Source organism: Caproicibacterium amylolyticum (assembly GCF_014467055.1).
Lineage (GTDB): Bacteria > Bacillota > Clostridia > Oscillospirales > Acutalibacteraceae > Caproicibacterium > Caproicibacterium amylolyticum.
In genome coordinates, this window is the sequence record NZ_CP060696.1 from 727,995 (window position 1) to 746,090 (window position 18,096).

General features: G+C 51.7%; 11 protein-coding genes. All 11 read left to right on the forward strand.

The annotated features are described in order from the left end of the window. Window positions 1-753 precede the first annotated feature (753 nt). The gene (locus H6X83_RS03250) at window positions 754-2,583 is read left to right on the forward strand and encodes a ribonuclease J (RefSeq protein WP_212508478.1); all 1,830 of its coding nucleotides are present in this window, start codon (window positions 754-756) and stop codon (window positions 2,581-2,583) included. A gap of 160 nt (window positions 2,584-2,743) precedes the next feature. Then, the gene (locus H6X83_RS03255) at window positions 2,744-4,708 is read left to right on the forward strand and encodes a DHH family phosphoesterase (protein ID WP_212507742.1); all 1,965 of its coding nucleotides are present in this window, start codon (window positions 2,744-2,746) and stop codon (window positions 4,706-4,708) included. 39 nt (window positions 4,709-4,747) lie between these two features. After that, entirely contained in the window at window positions 4,748-5,194 is a 447-nt protein-coding gene (gene rplI / locus H6X83_RS03260) for a 50S ribosomal protein L9 (RefSeq protein ID WP_212507743.1), read from the forward strand. 111 nt (window positions 5,195-5,305) lie between these two features. Beyond that, on the forward strand, window positions 5,306-6,676 hold the full coding sequence (gene dnaB, locus H6X83_RS03265) for a replicative DNA helicase (RefSeq protein WP_212507744.1): 1,371 nt from the start codon (window positions 5,306-5,308) through the stop codon (window positions 6,674-6,676). Window positions 6,677-6,700: 24 nt separating this feature from the next. Then, window positions 6,701-8,080, forward strand: coding sequence for a tRNA lysidine(34) synthetase TilS (gene tilS / locus H6X83_RS03270; RefSeq protein ID WP_212507745.1), 1,380 nt, complete (start codon window positions 6,701-6,703; stop codon window positions 8,078-8,080). Beyond that, window positions 8,070-8,609, forward strand: coding sequence for a hypoxanthine phosphoribosyltransferase (gene hpt, locus H6X83_RS03275; RefSeq protein ID WP_212508479.1), 540 nt, complete (start codon window positions 8,070-8,072; stop codon window positions 8,607-8,609). Before tilS ends, hpt begins: the two co-directional genes overlap by 11 nt. A 14-nt stretch (window positions 8,610-8,623) precedes the next feature. Further along, complete coding sequence (ftsH, locus tag H6X83_RS03280; RefSeq protein ID WP_212507746.1) at window positions 8,624-10,531, forward strand: ATP-dependent zinc metalloprotease FtsH; 1,908 nt, start codon at window positions 8,624-8,626, stop codon at window positions 10,529-10,531. Between the two features lie 342 nt (window positions 10,532-10,873). Next, a complete protein-coding gene (locus H6X83_RS03285) occupies window positions 10,874-12,853 on the forward strand; it encodes a DNA gyrase/topoisomerase IV subunit B (RefSeq protein ID WP_212507747.1) in 1,980 nt (659 codons plus the stop codon). Between the two features lie 247 nt (window positions 12,854-13,100). Further along, window positions 13,101-15,341 (forward strand): DNA gyrase subunit A, encoded by a 2,241-nt coding sequence (locus tag H6X83_RS03290; RefSeq protein WP_212507748.1) that lies wholly within the window; start codon window positions 13,101-13,103, stop codon window positions 15,339-15,341. Between the two features lie 234 nt (window positions 15,342-15,575). Further along, window positions 15,576-15,827: a preprotein translocase subunit SecG gene (secG, locus tag H6X83_RS03295; protein WP_212507749.1), complete on the forward strand. Its 252-nt coding sequence runs from the start codon at window positions 15,576-15,578 to the stop codon at window positions 15,825-15,827. 88 nt (window positions 15,828-15,915) lie between these two features. Continuing rightward, on the forward strand, window positions 15,916-18,054 hold the full coding sequence (rnr, locus tag H6X83_RS03300) for a ribonuclease R (RefSeq protein ID WP_212507750.1): 2,139 nt from the start codon (window positions 15,916-15,918) through the stop codon (window positions 18,052-18,054). The last annotated feature ends 42 nt before the right edge of the window (window positions 18,055-18,096 follow it).

The window sequence follows — 18,096 nt, forward strand, 5'->3', positions numbered from 1 at the left end:
GTGGCTTTGTGCGACCATGTTATTTTACACGATTTTGCCGGTGCAGTGTGCGTCGGTAAGCTGTTTAGCTTTGAAGACGGATTTTTCTTTGGATTTCAGCGCAGAGGCGCTTTTTGTTTATGAAACCGCTTTTTTGGCGGATTTGAGCCAGTGTAAAAAAACTGGCTTGCGGATTGTTACGGAAATTTTTGGGCAGACAGGAGCGGACTCCTGTATTTTCTTATGCCCGTCAGATGTTTTTGCGGTGGAAAATGATTTCAAATACGATTCATTTTGCTGTAAAGAATACATAACCTGACAAAATTGAAATGCAGAAAAAGTATTATTGCAGGGTAAATTGGCTTTGCAGGTGTGGCTTTTTCTCTTTTTACTCAATTATAGGCTTTTATTGTGATTTATTTCATCATATAAGCGCTTCATGGAAAGCATAAGTACATGATGCGCCGCAGCAAGGGATTAACGGAAATTTGATGATTCCGGTTTGCAGTGGTACTGCAGCGGAAGATGTCGAAAAATAAATAAGAGAGCACTGGTGCCGCGCAGAGCCGCAGGCAGCAGGCTCTCCATAATGGAGGTTTTTTTGTGACAGAAGAAAAGAATAATACAGTCGTTGGGTCAGCAGACACGGTTCAGACTGCTTCTGCTGGTCAGCAGCCGCGCAGAAAGCCCGCTGATCAGGTTATCGGCGGCGGAACGGTACCGGTATCACCGGCTTCCCAACAGCCACGCCGTCCGCGCCGCCCCCAGCATCCGATGCAGCAGAACCGTCAGCAGCAGCCCGCCGCAGCAAAAGCGCCGCGGGAAGCAGCCGCACAGCAGCCGGCTGCTGCACTTGTTCCGGCAGCGGAAGATGCCGCTCATGCACCGCAGGAGCAGCCCCATCGCCGTCCGCGCCGCCCGCGTCAGAAGCGGGAGCCGGCAAAGCCGCCAATTCATATTGCTTTTCTGGGCGGCCTGAATGAAGTCGGCAAAAACATGACGCTTTTTGAGTGCCAGGGGGATATGTTTCTGCTGGACTGCGGCATGGCTTTCCCGGATGATGATATGCTTGGCATCGATTTGGTGCTGCCGGACTTTACCTATGTGGAGAAGAATGCAGACCGCATTAAAGGCATTGTGCTGACGCACGGACACGAGGATCATATCGGTGCGCTGCCATATCTGCTCAAGAAAGTAAATTTGCCCCTGTACGGTACTCCGCTGACACTTGGCCTTGTAAAGGGCAAGCTGAAAGAGCACGGATTGCTCAATAAAGTAAAAATGAATGTTGTGAATCCGGGGGATACCATTCGCTTCGGCTGCATCGGCGTGGAAATGATACATGTAAATCATTCTATTCCGGATGCGGTCGGCGTTGCAATTCATTCTCCAGCGGGGACCATTGTGCACACGGGCGATTTTAAAATTGACTGCACACCGGTTTGGGGCGAAATGATTGACCTTGGCCGCTTTGCGCAGCTTGGCAAAGAGGGCGTGCTGGCGTTGATGGCGGATTCCACCAACGCGGAGCGTCCCGGCTTTACCAAAACAGAAAAAATGATCGCCAATTCCTTTGAAAGCATGTTCCGGCGTGCAGAGAACAAGCGCATTATTGTTGCTTCTTTCGCAAGCAACATCAGCCGCGTGCAGCAGATTGTGGACTGTGCCGTTAAGTACGGCAGAAAAGTGGCGCTTTCCGGCCGCAGCATGGTCAATGTAATGTCTATTGGCGTGGAAATGGGCTATCTCCATGTGCCGGAGGGCGTTCTGATTGATATTGACCTGATTAAAAAATATCCGAAAGATAAAATCGTTCTGATTACCACCGGCAGTCAGGGTGAACCAATGAGTGCACTTTCCCGCATGGCATTTGCCGACCACCGCAAGGTGGAAGTCGGTCCGGATGATTTCATCATCATTTCCGCGCGCCCGATTCCCGGCAATGAAAAAAGTGTCGGCAACGTCATTGATGAGTTGATGAAGCGCGGCTGCGAGGTGGAGTACGGCTCCATGTATGAAGTTCACGTTTCCGGCCATGCCTGTCAGGAGGAACTGAAACTGATGCAGGGGATTGTCAAGCCGAAATATTTTATTCCGGTGCATGGTGAGCAGAAAATGCTGCACCAGCACGCAAGGCTTGCTTACTCCATGGGCAAACGCCCGCAGGATGTCTGCATTGCGAATATCGGTGATGTCATTGAACTTTCGGAAGACCATATGAAGCGTCTGCCGGGTGCTGTGCCGGCAGGCAATGTGCTGGTGGACGGCCTCGGTGTTGGTGATGTCGGCAGTATTGTACTGCGTGACCGCAAGCATCTGGCGGAGGACGGCCTGATTGTGGTGGTCTGCACGATTTCTTCGGAGGACGGTCACGTCGTTTCCGGGCCGGACGTAGTTTCCCGCGGCTTTGTGTATGTGCGGGAAAGCGAAAATCTGATCGATGACGCAAAGGATCTTGTATTTTCCGTGCTGGAGCAGTGTGCCGACAACGGAATTCATGACTGGGGAACCCTAAAAACCAGTATTAAGGATTCTCTTTCTCACTTGCTGTATGACCGCACACGCCGCAGCCCCATGATTCTGCCGATTATCATGGAAGTGTAAGTATTCGGGTCAACATCAGAATCAATTTGCAGAAAGCAGAAAAAACGTGTATAATGTTTTCCAGCCAGTGCGGCATTCTTTTGGCAATGGCTGCATCGCTGTACTTTTAGAGATGCAAATGGAACAGACGATTTGTCTGGCAAAGATGAGGTAACCTGCTGTGAAAAAAAGAATTTGGTCTGCTTCGCCGGTATTTTTCATACTGTCGGGAGTTATGCTCCTGATGGCGTGTATTTCCTGGCATTACAGCCAAGCTGTGTTTGCGGTGGAGCTGAGCATTTCCGTAATTTCTGTGATTGTCATTGCAATTTCTGTGTCGCAGTTTAAAAGCTATGTGGCTGTTTCAGTGAAAGCGGCAAATCGCGTGCTGACAGCAGAGGAAACACAGTCACTGGAAAGTTTTACAATGCCGGTTGCGCTGGTGGGTGAGGCAGGGGAAATCATCTGGGTAAACCAGTCTTTCTTAAAGCGTGTTTCCTCACAGCATGAGGTGCGCGGAGAAAACGTGCAGCGCATGATTTATCCGAAAACGGTGGAGCAGATTGTTGCGGCATCCGGAACGGATGTTACCGTTGACGGCCGCCAGTATTCGGTTTTTGGTACACAGACTGAAAGCGGCACGGTTCTGTATTTTGTAGACGATACCTACTACAAAGAAGTGAACCGGGAATATACCGAAAGCCGGCCTGTGATCTGCCTTGCATTCTTTGACAACCGCGAGGAGCTTGCACGCGACACAAGCAGCAGTGAGGACAGCCGCATTGCTTCTGAAGTAGAAGATGCATTGTGCAAATGGGCACAGCAGATGGGCGGTTTTTCTAAGCGGCTTTCCGGCGGCCGTTATTTGATTATGACGGATGAGCACCATGTGCGGGAAGCAATGGAACGCCGCTTTGAAGTGCTCGACAAGGTGCGTGAAGTAAAAACCTCTGACAACCGCAGCGCAACCCTTTCCATGGGCATTGCCCGCGGTGCAGGCTCCCTGCAGGAAGCGGAAGCTTGGGCGCGTAAGGCGCTGGATATGGCGCTTGGGCGCGGCGGCGACCAGGTGGCGCTAAAACAGAAGGATGAAACCTACGAGTTCTTCGGCGGCCTTTCCAAAGGTGTCGAGAAACATGATAAAGTTCGTACCCGTGTTATTGCTGCAACGCTTTCTGACCACATCCGTCAAAGCGACGGTGTACTGATTATGGGTCACAAATTCGGTGACCTTGATTGTATCGGCGCAGCAGTTGGCATGTGGAGCGCTGCGACCAACGCTTTGCACCGGCCTGCAAAAATTGTTGTGAACCGTGAGCAGTGCATGGCACGCGCATTAATCGAGCATATGGAGCAGGCCGGCGAAAAAGATATTTTTATTTCGCCGGAAGAAGCACTGCCCATGCTGACTTCTCATTCGTTGCTGGTGGTTGTGGACACACACAACCCGGATGTGGTGGAAAGTTCGGAGCTGCTGGCTGAGGCGCAGCGCACAGTGGTGATTGACCATCACCGCATGATGGTGAAGCACATTGAGAATGCTTTGGTCTTTTACCATGAGCCTTACGCCAGTTCTGCTTCCGAACTGGTGGCGGAATTAGTGCAGTACATAGGTGATTCTGCACTGACCCGCCCGGATGCAGAAGCGTTGCTTGCAGGCATTATGCTTGACACCAAGAATTTTGTGCTGAAAACCGGTGTACGCACTTTTGAGGCTGCCGCTTATCTGCGCCGGCGTGGTGCGGATACGGTGGAGGTCAAGCGCCTTTTTGCCGACAACATCGAAACCTATAAGGCAAAGTACAAAATTGTTTCCAGTGCGCAGATTCACAATGGCTGTGCAATCACCTATGTAGAAAAAGAGTTTCCGGATATCCGGCTCAGCTGTGCACAGGCGGCGGATGAACTGCTTTCCATTCAGGGCGTCAAGGCTTCCTATGTGATTTTTCCATCCAGTGGAATGGTGAATATTTCCGCCAGAAGCATGGGTGATATGAACGTGCAGCTGGTTATGGAAGAGATGGGCGGCGGTGGCCACCTTTCCATGGCGGGGGCGCAGCTTTCCGGCATGACGGTGACGCAGGTGCGTGACAAATTGGTGGAGGTGCTTTCCACCGGAGTCGGCCGTCCGGTCAAAAAAGGCTAACAACAGGCATTTCAGCCTGAGGATAAAGGAGGATTTTCCATGAAGGTCGTATTACTGCAGGACGTAAAGGCACACGGGAAAAAGGGAGAATTGGTGAATGTTACCGAAGGCTATGCACGCAATTTCCTTTTGCCCCGCGGGCTTGCCAAAGAAGCAAACGCTCAGGCAATGAACGAACTGAAGAACGCGGAAGAATCCAAGGCATATAAAATCAAGATGGAAACAGAAGCTGCCAAAGCAGCAGCTGCCAAGCTGGAAGGCAAGAGCGTCCAGATGACTGCTAAGGCAGGTCAGGCAGGCAAGCTGTTCGGTTCTGTTACACCGAAGGAAATTGCGGCTGCAATCAAGCAGCAGTTCGGCGTTTCAGTTGACAAGCGCAAAATCGTTTTGGATGTGGAAATTAAGGCATTTGGCTCTTATAATTGTGAAGTAAAGCTCTACAACGGCATTTCCGCAAAAGTGACTGCAGTTGTAACAGAGGCTTAAACCGTCCGGCACTCAAAACTGAGACGGGAAAGTGGCAACCCGGGCCGATGCCGCACAGGCGCGGCGGGGTTGCCTTTTGATTTTATCGAACCGAAAGGGGGGGGATTTCCTGTGGCAGACGAAATTTCCGCATACAGCGGCGCCAGCCTGCCGTTTGATTTGGAAGCAGAGCAGGCAGTGCTTGGCTCTGTATTGCTGGATGCTTCCTGTTTGGACACAGTGATGGAGATTCTGCCGTCTTCGGAATATTTTTATCAGAGCAATCATGCGGTCATCTATGACGCGATGCTGGAAATGTCCAACGCAGGGCTGCCCATTGACTTTGTGACGCTCCTAAATCGTCTGCGCCGTGAACCCGGCTTTGCGGAAAATGACGGCAAAAGTTATCTGGTGGAACTGGCGCAGATTGTGCCGTCCATTTCCAATGTGGAAACTTACGCAAAAATCGTGCATGATAAGTATGATATTCGTACTTTGATTGTTACAGCGCGGGAAATCCTGGAAGAAGCATCTGAAGGTACACAGGAAGCGCCAGTGCTGCTGGACGCGGCTGAACAAAAAATTTTTGATATTCGCCGCGGACAGAACATGCAGGGACTCAAACGCATTGACCAGACGCTGATTGAAACCTTTGACCGCTTGGACGACATTACTTCTCCGGATGGTGACCAGTTTCGGGGGATACCAACGGGCATTCGGGCACTGGACGATACCATTACCGGCCTGAACCGCTCAGACTTGGTCCTGCTGGCGGCACGCCCTGGCATGGGCAAAACCAGCTTTGCACTGAATATTGCACGGCACGCGGCGATTACCTGCCACAGACGGGTGGCATTCTTTTCACTGGAAATGACGCGGGAGCAGCTGGCTTCCCGCTTACTTTCCACCGAAGCACAGGTTGGCGGTGTAAAACTTCGTACCGGCAAACTGGCGGACGATGAATGGTCGCGGTTGGTGGAAGCGGGCGATGTGCTGAGCAAGGCAGAGATGTATTTTGACGACAACTCCGCCATTACCGTACCGGAAATGAAGGCAAAACTGCGCCGCCTGCGGGATGTTGATTTAGTCGTAATTGATTATTTGCAGCTGATGTCCGGAGGCAAGATTGAAAACCGTGTGCAGGAGATTTCCGCAATTACCCGAAACCTGAAAATCATGGCAAAGGAACTGAATGTGCCGGTGCTGTGTCTTTCCCAGCTTTCACGTGAAAGTGAAAAGCGCAACACACACCGTCCGATGCTGAGTGATTTGCGTGACTCCGGCTCCATCGAACAGGATGCGGATATCGTACTGTTCTTATACCGCGAGGGGTATTACGCCAATACCGGCGACAATGAAGCCCCCGCACCGGATGAGGATCAAAACAGCGGCGAGTGTATCGTAGCAAAAAACCGCCATGGCGAAACACGCAGCGTGCCCCTGCATTGGCAGGGTGAGTTCATGCGTTTTACCGCACAGGAATTGGTTCGTCAGGAGCCGTAAAAGATATGGAAAAGGAGAAGCCAGATGGAAAAGCAGACCGTTAGCAGCCTGATTTATGGAACACTTGCACAGTACAAAATGCTGCCGCAGGGAACGACTGTGGTGGTTGGCTTTTCTGGCGGTGCGGACTCTACAGCGCTGCTGCACTGGCTTTTTAGCCACGCTGATGCACTGCAGATTCAGGTGACGGCGGCACACGTTAATCATGGGCTTCGCGGTGCGGAAGCGGAGCGGGACGAACAGTTTGTGCGGGACTTTTGTGCGCAGCGGGCAATTCCGCTGCAGGTTCTGCGCGCGGATGTGCGTGCAGAAGCGGAAAAAACAGGAGAAGGACTCGAAGAATGCGGCCGCCGTCTGCGGTACGCATTTTTTTATGAGATTTGCGAACACTATCCGAATGCGTGCATTGCCACCGCCCACACACTTTCCGACTGCGCGGAAACCATGCTGCTTAACCTTGCGCGAGGCGCCGGCGGGGCGGGGCTTTCCGGTATTCCACCGGTGCGCGGGGACATTGTGCGGCCGCTTTTTGGGGTAACACGTGCGCAGACAGAACAGTACTGCCGCGAAAATGGACTTGCCTTTGTAACGGACAGTACCAACGCGGATGTGGATTATTCCCGCAACCGAGTGCGGGCACTGGTGGTACCACAGCTAAAGCGCATTGACCCGAACTTTGAGCAGGCGGCGGGGCGTGCGGCGCAGACACTGCGTGAGGACGAGGCGTGCCTGCGGGCGTTTGCAAAGCAGACTTTAGAAAAAGCTGCCTGTCCCGGCGGTTGGCGTGCATGTGCGCTTGCTGCACAGCCGCGTGCGGTGCGGGTGCGGGCGCTGCTGCTGGCGGCACAGTCTGCCGGAGCAGACTGCCTTTCCTACCAGCACATTGCGCAGCTTGACCGTCTGCTGACAGAGGGGGGCGGTTGTACGCTGCCCGGACAGTGCAATGCGCGGGTAGAACAGGGTATTTTGCTTTTTCCCAGACCGGCAGTGGAATTCTGTGTGCCGCTGCAGCTGCCGCAGACCCTTCTGCCGGATGGCCGCATGCTCTGCATTTCTGTGCTTGACCGCGCAGAATATGCCGTAGAAAAACAAAAATTTATCTTTTCTAATTGTCTGAATTATGATACAATAACTTCTGATACCGTTGTTAGGACGCGCAAAAGCGGGGATTCCTTCAATCCAGCAGGCCGAGGGGTAACAAAGTCCCTGAAAAAACTGTATAATGAGCAGCATATTCCTGCTTCTCTGCGTCCGGCTTTTGCAATGCTTGCCGGCAGCGGCGGAATTTTGTGGATAGAGGGCTGCGGCCCCAGCGAATCAGCAAAAGTGACACAGTCGGCGCAGCGTATTGCGGCGGTCACTATAAAGGAGTGCTTAAAAAATGGAGAACCAGATGCTTGGTGACATCAAAGAAATTTTGTTTAGTGAGGAACAGCTTACAAAAATCGTGGAACGCATCGGCGAGCAGATTAGCGAGGATTACAAAGACAAAAATCTGCTGCTTGTCAGTGTGCTGAAGGGCTCTGTTGTGTTTATGGCAGACCTGATGCGTGCCATCAAGGTTCCCTGCGAAGTGGATTTCATGTCTGTTTCCAGCTATGGCAGCGGAACCAAAACTTCCGGCATTGTAAAAATTACCAAAGACCTCGATATTAATTTGGAGGGATACGACCTTCTGGTGGTTGAGGATATTCTGGACAGCGGCATGACGCTCAGCTACATACTGGAAATGATGCAGGCCCGCAACCCGAGCAGTATTCGCCTATGTACGCTGTTTGACAAACCCGAACGCCGCACAGTGGATGTTAAGGCGGATTATGTGGGTGCCGTTGTGCCGGACGACTTCATTGTCGGCTACGGCCTGGATTATGCCCAGAAGTATCGCAATCTTCCTTTTGTCGGGGTCCTCAAGCCGGAAGTATACGGCGGTTAAGGAGTGATAGTGGCTTGGATAATAAAAAATCGATACGCAATCTGATTTTGGTCATTGCTATACCGGTCGTGCTGCTGATTCTGCTTGCAGCTTTGTTCGGCGGCACGGCTGCCCCTACCAAATCCTATACTTTTTCCGATATCATCAATTACTTTGAGCAGGGAAAAGTAACGGAGTATTCGCTGGATTTCGGTACGGGAGAAATGGTAGTCAAGGTGCAGGGGGAAACAGACACCATTTCCTTTGTGGCGCCGAATTCCCAGTATATGCAGGAACGGCTGGATCCTTATGTGGAACAGTACAACAAAGACCATTCCACAAGCCACATGGTTCAGAAGTTGCAGCGCCCGCGTGAAACAAACTGGCTGGTCTCCATGCTGCCGTTTATCATTGTGCTGGTAGCGATGCTGCTGGTTTCTTACCTGATGATGCGCAAGTTTAACTCTGGTCTTGGCGACGCAGGCAAACAGATGAACTTTGGCAAAGCCAAAGTGAAAAACATGGAGGACGAAAAGCGCAGGACCACCTTTGCGGATGTGGCAGGCGCGGATGAGGAAAAAGAGGAACTCAAGGAGATTGTAGAGTTTCTGAAAAGCCCCAAAAAGTACAACGAGCTGGGTGCGCGCATTCCGAAAGGCGTGCTGCTCGTTGGCCCTCCCGGTACCGGCAAAACGCTGCTGGCACGTGCAGTAGCAGGCGAAGCAGGTGTGCCGTTTTTCTCTATTTCCGGTTCTGACTTTGTGGAAATGTTTGTCGGCGTCGGTGCTTCCCGTGTGCGTGACCTGTTTGAACAAGCAAAAAAGAACAGTCCCTGCATCGTGTTTATCGATGAAATTGATGCAGTTGGCCGCCAGCGCGGCGCCGGCTTGGGCGGCGGTCACGATGAACGTGAGCAGACGCTGAACCAGTTGCTGGTCGAGATGGACGGCTTCGGCGCGAACGAAGGCGTTATCATGATTGCCGCAACCAACCGCCCGGATATCCTTGACCCGGCACTGATGCGTCCGGGACGTTTTGACCGCCAGGTCATGGTCGGTTATCCGGATATTAAGGGGCGCGAGGCAATTCTGCACGTGCACGCCCGTGGTAAGCCGCTGGCGCCGGATGTAGAATTGAAAACGATTGCCGGTTCCACAGCGGGTTTTACAGGTGCAGATCTTGAAAACCTGCTGAATGAAGCGGCTTTGCTTGCAGCACGCAAAAACCAAAAAGCGATTACCATGAAGGAAATCGAAGAAGCGACCATTAAGGTTGTGGTCGGCACGGAAAAGAAGAGTCATGTCATGAGTGACCGCGAAAAGAAGCTGACTGCTTACCATGAGGGAGGCCACGCGGTGGCAACTTACTTCTGCCCGATGCAGGATCCGGTCCATCAAATCAGCATCATTCCGCGCGGCATGGCAGGCGGCTTTACCATGCAGATTCCTACGGAGGATCGTTCCTACAAGTCCAAAAAGGAAATGGAAGAGGACTTGGTGGTTATGTTAGGCGGGCGTGTTGCGGAAGCACTGACTCTGGACGATATTTCCACCGGTGCCAGCAACGATATTGAGCGGGCAACCAAGCTCGCCCGTTCGATGGTTACAAAGTATGGCATGTCCGCTGCGTTGGGGCCGATTATGTACGGCCGTGACGAAAGCGAACCGTTCCTTGGCCGCGATATGGGCCATGTGCGGGATTACTCTGAGCAGACCGCAGCGGCAATCGACAAGGAAATCAAAAATATTATGACAGCTGCCTATGACCGCACGGAAAGTATCCTGCGTGAGCATATGGAAAAGCTGCATGAGGTTGCACGCTATCTTTTCTTGCACGAAAAGATGAGCGGCGAAGAATTCAAAAAAGTCATGATGGGCTTGATGGACGGCGAAGGAAACGAACTGCCGGATGCTTCTGCACCGGAGTCGCTTCCGGAAGCGTAAGCATTAACCAAATAAGTGTGAGGGGAATCAGGGGAGTGTGGGCATTCCCCTGATTCTTCTTTGTGGGGACGAGCCCTTTCAGTAACGTTTCGCCCGCCTCGCGTGCCCCGAATGGGGTATTTCAAAGGCGGTGAGTTTGAGCGAAGCTGCGCCGCAAGAGCAAGACCTTGGGAGCCTTCCTTGCAGGCTCCCGAACCCGTGAACGCTTCTTAGGATACTAAGGGCTAAGTTCTCAAGGAATAAGGCGGTGGCAGGCTTCGCCCCCACGCCCTTAGTCGCTTTCTGAGAAAGCGACGGAAAGCAAAGTAAGCAACGACACAGTTTGAATTGCAGGAGACAGATATGCCAAAAAAGAATCATAGCTACGACAATGAAAGCATCTCTATGCTGAAAGGCGCGGACCGTGTGCGCCTGCGTCCGGCCGTTATTTTCGGTTCGGACGGCATTGAGGGCTGCGAACACTCTATTTTTGAAATCCTCTCAAACTCCATTGATGAAGCGCGCGAGGGATACGGCAAGGAAATTACAATTACGCGTTATAACGACTGCTCGGTACAGGTGGAGGACCACGGCCGCGGCTGTCCGGTGGACTACAATCCAAAGGAAAAGCGCTTTAACTGGGAACTGGTGTTTTGCGAGATGTATGCCGGCGGCAAGTACCACAATGATGAGGATGGCAGCTATGAGTACAGCCTTGGCCTAAACGGCCTTGGTCTGTGCGCAACACAGTATTCCTCTGAATACATGGATGTGGAAATCCACACGGGAGAAATAAAATATACGCTGCACTTTGAGCACGGCAAGAATGTGGGCGGACTGCACAGCGAACCGAGTACCGCAAAAAGCGGAACCAAAATTCGCTGGAAGCCGGATCTGCAGGTCTTTACGGATATTCAAGTGCCGGTGGAATATTATGTGGATATTCTGCGCCGGCAGGCAATTGTCAATGACGGATTGAAATTTGTGTTCCGAAATCAAAACGGCAGCAGCTTTGACACACAGGAATTTTTGTACGAAAACGGCATTGAAGACCACGTGAAAGAGGAAGCGGGGGAGGATGCCCTGACTTCTGTACAGTTTTGGCAGACAGAACGCAAGGTACGTGACCGCGAAGATAAGCCGGAATATAAAGTCAAAATCAATGTGGCACTGGCCTTTTCCAACAAAAACCACCTGACGGAATATTATCACAACTCCAGCTGGCTGGAACACGGCGGCGCGCCGGACAAAGCCACACGCAACGCATTTGTGTACCAGATTGACGCCTACCTCAAGCAGAACAGCAAGTACAACAAGAATGAAAGCCGCATTACCTTTGCGGACGTTGAGGATTGCCTGATTCTGGTGATTTCTTCGTTCAGCAACCGCACTTCTTACGAAAACCAGACGAAAAAGGCAATTACAAACAAGGGCATTCAGGAAGCCATGACGGATATGCTGCGTCATCAGCTTGAAGTGTATTTCATCGAAAACCCGATGGAAGCCGACAAAATTGCCGCGCAGGTGCTGGTGAACAAACGCAGCCGTGAGGACGCGGAAAAGACCCGCCTGAACCTCAAAAAAAAGCTGACTTCCAACATGGACATTACAAGCCGTGTTGCGAAGTTTGTGGACTGCCGCAGCAAGGACAACACCAAGCGCGAGATTTTTATCGTGGAGGGCGATTCTGCTTTGGGTGCCTGTAAGCAGGCGCGTGACCCGGATTTTCAGGCAATCATGCCGATTCGCGGCAAGATTTTGAACTGCCTCAAAGCAGATTATGACCGCATCTTTAAAAGTGACATTATTACCGATTTAGTCAAGGTGCTGGGCTGCGGTGTACAGGTGAAAAGTAAGGCAAACAAAGACCTGAGTTCTTTTGATATGGACAACCTGCGCTGGAATAAAATCATTCTTTGCACCGATGCGGATGTGGATGGTTTTCAGATTCGCACCCTGCTGCTGACCATGCTGTACCGCCTGACGCCGGAACTGATTCAGCAGGGCAAGGTGTTCATTGCGGAGTCGCCGCTGTACGAACTGCGCAGTAAGGATGAAACATACTTTGCTTACGACGAAGTGGAAAAAGACCGCTTCATGAAGCAGCTGGAGGGTCAGAAATACACCATTCAGCGAAGCAAAGGACTGGGCGAAAACGAACCGGATATGATGAACCTGACCACTATGAATCCCGCAACACGTCGGCTGATTAAGGTCATGCCCTCCGAAGCACTGGCAACCGGCGATGCTTTTGACCTGCTGCTGGGTGACAACCTGAATGGCAGAAAAGAGTATATTGCGGCGCACGGCAGAGAGTATATAGATGAGCTGGACGTGAGCTGAAAAAGCGAAAAAGGCCCATACCGTAAAAGTTTCTCGCCCTCCTTTTCAAAGGCGGTAGGTGGGAGCGAAGCCCACGGCCTTGTCCTTGACCGTAAAGCCCTTTTATGTAAAAAAGGAGAACGGCAGTGCCAGCCTGCGGCGGGCTTCGCCCCCACACCTCTACTGCCCTTTAAAGGGCGGGCGGAACTTTTGGCGTAAGGGCAGGTAAGCAGCGCATTATTATTTCGTACAGAAAGGCAGGTAAGTTATGCCAAGAAAGAAAAAAGAACATATTGCTCCGGTTTCCAAAGCACACGGCGTGATTGAGGGCGCCGGAAAAGTTGTGGAACAGCAGATCGTTTCTACACTGGAAAAAAACTATATGCCGTACGCCATGAGCGTCATTATGAGCCGCGCGATTCCTGAAATCGACGGCTTTAAGCCAAGCCACCGCAAACTGCTGTATACTATGTATAAAATGGGACTGCTGACCGGCGGACGTACAAAAAGCGCAAATATTGTTGGGCAGACCATGCGGCTGAACCCGCACGGTGACGCGGCGATTTATGATACCATGGTACGCCTTTCCCGCGGTTACGAAGCGCTGCTGCATCCTTATGTGGACAGCAAGGGAAACTTCGGCAAGTTTTACAGCCGTGATATGGCGTGGGCGGCTTCTCGTTATACAGAAGCAAAGCTTGCTGCAATTTGCAGCGAGCTGTTCCGCGACATTGACAAAAACACCGTTGACTTTGTGGACAACTACGACAGCACCATGCAGGAACCGACCCTGCTGCCGGCAACCTTTCCAAGCGTGCTGGTAAACGCCAACACCGGCATTGCGGTTGGTATGGCAAGCAGTGTGTGTTCCTTTAACCTGAAAGAGGTCTGCGAAACGGCTGCGGCGCGGATTCAACACCCGAACCATGATATTTTATCCACGCTGCAGGCACCGGATTTTCCCGGCGGCGGGCAGATTTTGTACGATCGCCAGCAGATGGAGCAGATTTACCGCACAGGCCGCGGCGGCATACGGGTACGCAGCCGGTATGCTTACGATGCTTCCGCAAACTGCATCGATATTACGCAGATTCCGCCGAGCACCACAGTGGAAGTTATCGTCGAAAAGGTAGTTGACCTTGTAAAGCAGGGCAAAGTCAAAGAAATTTCCGATATCCGTGACGAAACCGGACTTGCTGGCCTGAAGATTACGATTGACCTGAAGCGCGGCGCAGATCCGCACAAGCTGATGGCCAAGCTTTTTCGCCTGACTACGCTGGAAGATACATTTTCCTGTAACTTCAATATTCTGGTGCAGGGTGTGCCGCGTGTGATGGGCGTTGGCGAGATTTTGGACGAGTGGACAGCGTTCCGCATTGAATGTGTCCGCCGCCGCACGGAATTTGATTTGCAGAAAAAGATGGACAAACTGCATCTGCTCAAAGGTCTGGAAGCAATTCTGCTGGACATTGATAAAGCGGTTTCCATTGTCCGCAAAACCGAGGAAGAAGCAGAAGTTGTTCCAAACCTGATGATTGGCTTCGGCATTGATGAGGCGCAGGCGGAATATGTGGCGGAAATTAAGCTGCGTCACCTGAACCGGGAATATATTCTCAAGCGTACGCAGGATATTGCACAGCTGCAGAGCGACATTGCGGAACTGAACGCAATTCTGGACGACCCGAAAAAAATCAGGAAAATCATCATACAGGAACTCAAAGAAGTTGCGGAAAAGTACGGGCAGCCGCGCCGCAGTATCCTGCTGTATCAGGATGAACTGGCGGATGTGGCGGAAGAACTGGATGAAGTGCCGGATTATCCGGTGAATCTGTTCTTCACGCGTGATGGTTATTTCAAAAAAATCACCCCGCAGTCGCTGCGCATGAGCGGTGAGCAGAAGCTGAAAGAGGGCGACGAGGTTACCGAACACATTGAGGCTACCAATGCCGCGGACCTGCTGTTTTTTACAGACCGCTGCCAGGTTTACAAGGCAAAGGCAAGCGATTTTGATGATACCAAGGCGAGTGTGCTGGGCGATTATGTACCGGCGAAGCTGCAGATGGATGAAGGCGAAAGCATTCTGCAAATGCTTGTTACGAGTGATTTTGGCGGCTATGTGCTGTTCTTTTTTGAAAACGGCAAGGCGGCAAAGGTAGAGCTTTCTTCCTATGAAACAAAGACAAACCGCAAAAAGTTGGTGAATGCTTACTGTGACAAAAGCCCGCTGGTGTCTTTGTTGGTGCTGCCGGAGGATGCAGAAGTTTTGATGACTTCCTCACAGGGGCGTAAGCTGCTGGTACACACCGGTGTGATTCAGGCAAAATCCACACGGAATACGCAGGGCGTGCAGGTTATGACCCTGCGGCGCAATGCCACACTGCAGTCCGCAAAAATATATCACGAAGGCGATGTGGAAACACCGGACCGTTACCGCAAGAAAATTCCCGCAATCGGTGCACTGCCGACTGTAGAGGAGATGGAAGGCGAGCAGCTGAAGCTGACAGAATAAAAAACGCCCCGATGCTGCCGCGCCGGGGTGGGTTCCCCCGGCGTGCAAACGCTTTTCGCTGAAGGCTCCAGGAAATAGTCTGTACAGAAAAGCAGCGCTTATTCCTGCACTTTTGGAAAAAAGGCTTGCTTTTTTGCAGGCTTCGTGCTAAAATTAAAAAAGATTATAAAGGGTCAGAGGGTGTGCTGTGCAAAAGTGCTCCTGCGGCCCGCAGTCGTTTCGGAGGTACACTTCATGTCAGTTCCTGAGATTGTTCTGGGAATCATTCTGATACTTGCCGCGCTTGCCATTATTGTGGTTGTCCTTCTGCAGGAGGGTCATGACCGCGATGTGGGCGTTGTTACCGGCGGTGCGGATACGTTCCTTAGCCAAAACAGTGCTCGTTCCATTGACACATTCCTGGCTCGGTGGACAAAGATTATTGCAGTTGCATTCTTTGTTCTAGTTATTGCCACGAATATTTTCATGTTTATGACAAATAAGTAAGGAATGGATGAAGCCCCGCAAAGCAGCGGGGCTTTTTTACGTTTTACATGCGGCCGCTTTTGCCGTAAATGACAGATGGAGGTCTAATATGGTCGAAGACATTAAAAAAGGAATCTTGGAAGCGCTGCAGAGTGCCGGGCAGAATCTTTCCTCCCGGTTCCTTATGCGCAAACTCAATATTCCGGAAAAATACAAAAACACATTTTATCTTGCGCTAAACCAGCTGCGCAGCGACAATAAAATCAGCGTGGACAGCCGCCACATGGTTCAGCTGAACGCGGATGACAGCCAGCGGGTGCCTGCGGCCATTGTTTCGCTTTCCCGCACATTTGCTTTTGCCCGCCCGGATGACGGCGGCGAGGATATGTTCCTGCGCGGAGCAGACCTGCACGGTGCCTTTTTGGGCGATTCCGTTATTTTGGGGAATATCCGTCAGGGCGCAAAAGGCCCCACCTGTGAGGTCATGGAGATCACTGAGCGTGCCGGTACGATTATTAACGGTTCTATCGTAGATGAAGGCTACGGCCCGGAACTTCGTCCGGACGCGGCGATCCGCTTCAATATACCGATTGAGGAATTTGTGCACTGCGGCGCAAAAATTGGAGATAAAGTGCAGACCAACGTACACCGCCTGCCGCACTCCTCACACTTTGCCGCACAGGTCATGAAGACCTACGGCCGTTGCGACTGTGCACGCATTTGCGCGGACTCGCTGATTGATTCCAATTCGATTCGTACGGTATTTCCGGCAGAAGCCAAAGCTGAAGCGCAGGCAATCGGTTCCCGTAAAATTACGGAGCAGGATTTGAACGGCCGCGCGGATTTCCGTGACTGGCCAATCTGCACCATCGACAGTGCCAGCGCCAAGGATCTGGATGATGCCATCAGTGTGGTGCGTACCGAAAATGGTTATCGCCTGGGTGTCCACATTGCAGACGTCTCCTATTATGTGCGTCCCGGTTCTGCGCTGGATGACGAAGCGCGCCAGCGCGCGACCTCTGTGTATCTGCCGGACCGCGTGGTGCCGATGCTGCCGGAAGAAATCAGCAACGGCGTCTGTTCCCTAAATGCCGGCACGGACAAGCTGACTTTCTCTGGCGTGATGGATTTTGACAAAGCCGGAACTATGACACACTATGAGTTTCATAAGTCCGTAATTGACAGCAAGGTGCGCGGTGTTTACGATGAAGTCAATCAGATTTTTGACGGCACAGCAGACGAAACTTTGCTGAAAAAATATGCACCGGTTTTGGACAGCCTTACAGCCGGGCGTGAACTTGCCGGTATCCTAAAAGCAAATGCCCGCAAAGCCGGAAATTTTGACATTGACAGCTCCGAATCTGATTTTGTGCTGGACGAGAACGGCAAGTGTATTGATGTGATGCCGCGCCACAGCGGTCCTTCAGAACAAATGATTGAACAACTGATGATTGCCGCGAACCAGGCTGCAGCAAAGCTGGGTAAAGAAAAGAAACTGCCGTTTGTTTACCGTGTGCATGAGAACCCCGACCCTGACCGTGTGGATTCCCTGAAAGAACTGTTGGTGGCAATCGGACTGAATCCTGTGTGCCTTGCCCATACTGCGGATGTTACTGCGAAAGATTTTGCAAAGGTGATGGAGCAGGCCGTTGGAACGCCAAAAGAAAAGGTGGTTTCCCATCAGCTGCTGCGCACCATGGCAAAAGCACGCTACGATACAAAGCCGCTTGGCCACTTTGGTCTGGCACTGGAAGATTACTGCCACTTTACTTCTCCAATCCGCCGTTACCCGGATACATCCATCCACCGTATTATGAGTGCATATCTTTCCGGTGAGTCAAAGGCAGAAATCGACCGGAAATATACAGAATTTGCAGCGGAATCCGCGAAGCACTCCAGTGAACGGGAAATCAAGGCCATGAATACAGAACGCAGTGCAGATGACTGCTATGCTGCAGAGTATATGGAGCAGCACCTTGGCGAGGAGTATGAGGGCATCATCAGCGGCGTGACGATGCGCGGTGTATTTGTGCAGCTGCCCAATACCGTAGAGGGTTTTGTTCCGGTGGCATTATTTACAGACAAGCACTTTGAGTTTGACGGCCAGGTTTCACAGATTGATGAAGCAACCAGAGAGCGCATGACGATTGGTGACACGCTTCGGGTTGTCAGTGTTGCTGCAGATGTTTCCAGCGGCCGCATTGATTTTGCACCTGCAGGATACGAACTGGAAAACGCAAAGTTATAATTTGCCCCTCATCCCCATATATTGCTAGCAGGGGGTGAGGGA

Excerpts from the sequence above, each read along its gene's own strand:
- H6X83_RS03250 (WP_212508478.1), top strand. The coding sequence starts at position 754 with ATGCAGCAGAACCGTCAGCAGCAGCCCGCCGCAGCAAAAGCGCCGCGG.
- rplI (WP_212507743.1), top strand. The coding sequence starts at position 4,748 with ATGAAGGTCGTATTACTGCAGGACGTAAAGGCACACGGGAAAAAGGGA.
- tilS (WP_212507745.1), top strand. The coding sequence starts at position 6,701 with ATGGAAAAGCAGACCGTTAGCAGCCTGATTTATGGAACACTTGCACAG.
- hpt (WP_212508479.1), top strand. The coding sequence starts at position 8,070 with ATGCTTGGTGACATCAAAGAAATTTTGTTTAGTGAGGAACAGCTTACA.
- H6X83_RS03285 (WP_212507747.1), top strand. The coding sequence starts at position 10,874 with ATGCCAAAAAAGAATCATAGCTACGACAATGAAAGCATCTCTATGCTG.
- H6X83_RS03290 (WP_212507748.1), top strand. The coding sequence starts at position 13,101 with ATGCCAAGAAAGAAAAAAGAACATATTGCTCCGGTTTCCAAAGCACAC.
- secG (WP_212507749.1), top strand. The coding sequence starts at position 15,576 with ATGTCAGTTCCTGAGATTGTTCTGGGAATCATTCTGATACTTGCCGCG.
- rnr (WP_212507750.1), top strand. The coding sequence starts at position 15,916 with ATGGTCGAAGACATTAAAAAAGGAATCTTGGAAGCGCTGCAGAGTGCC.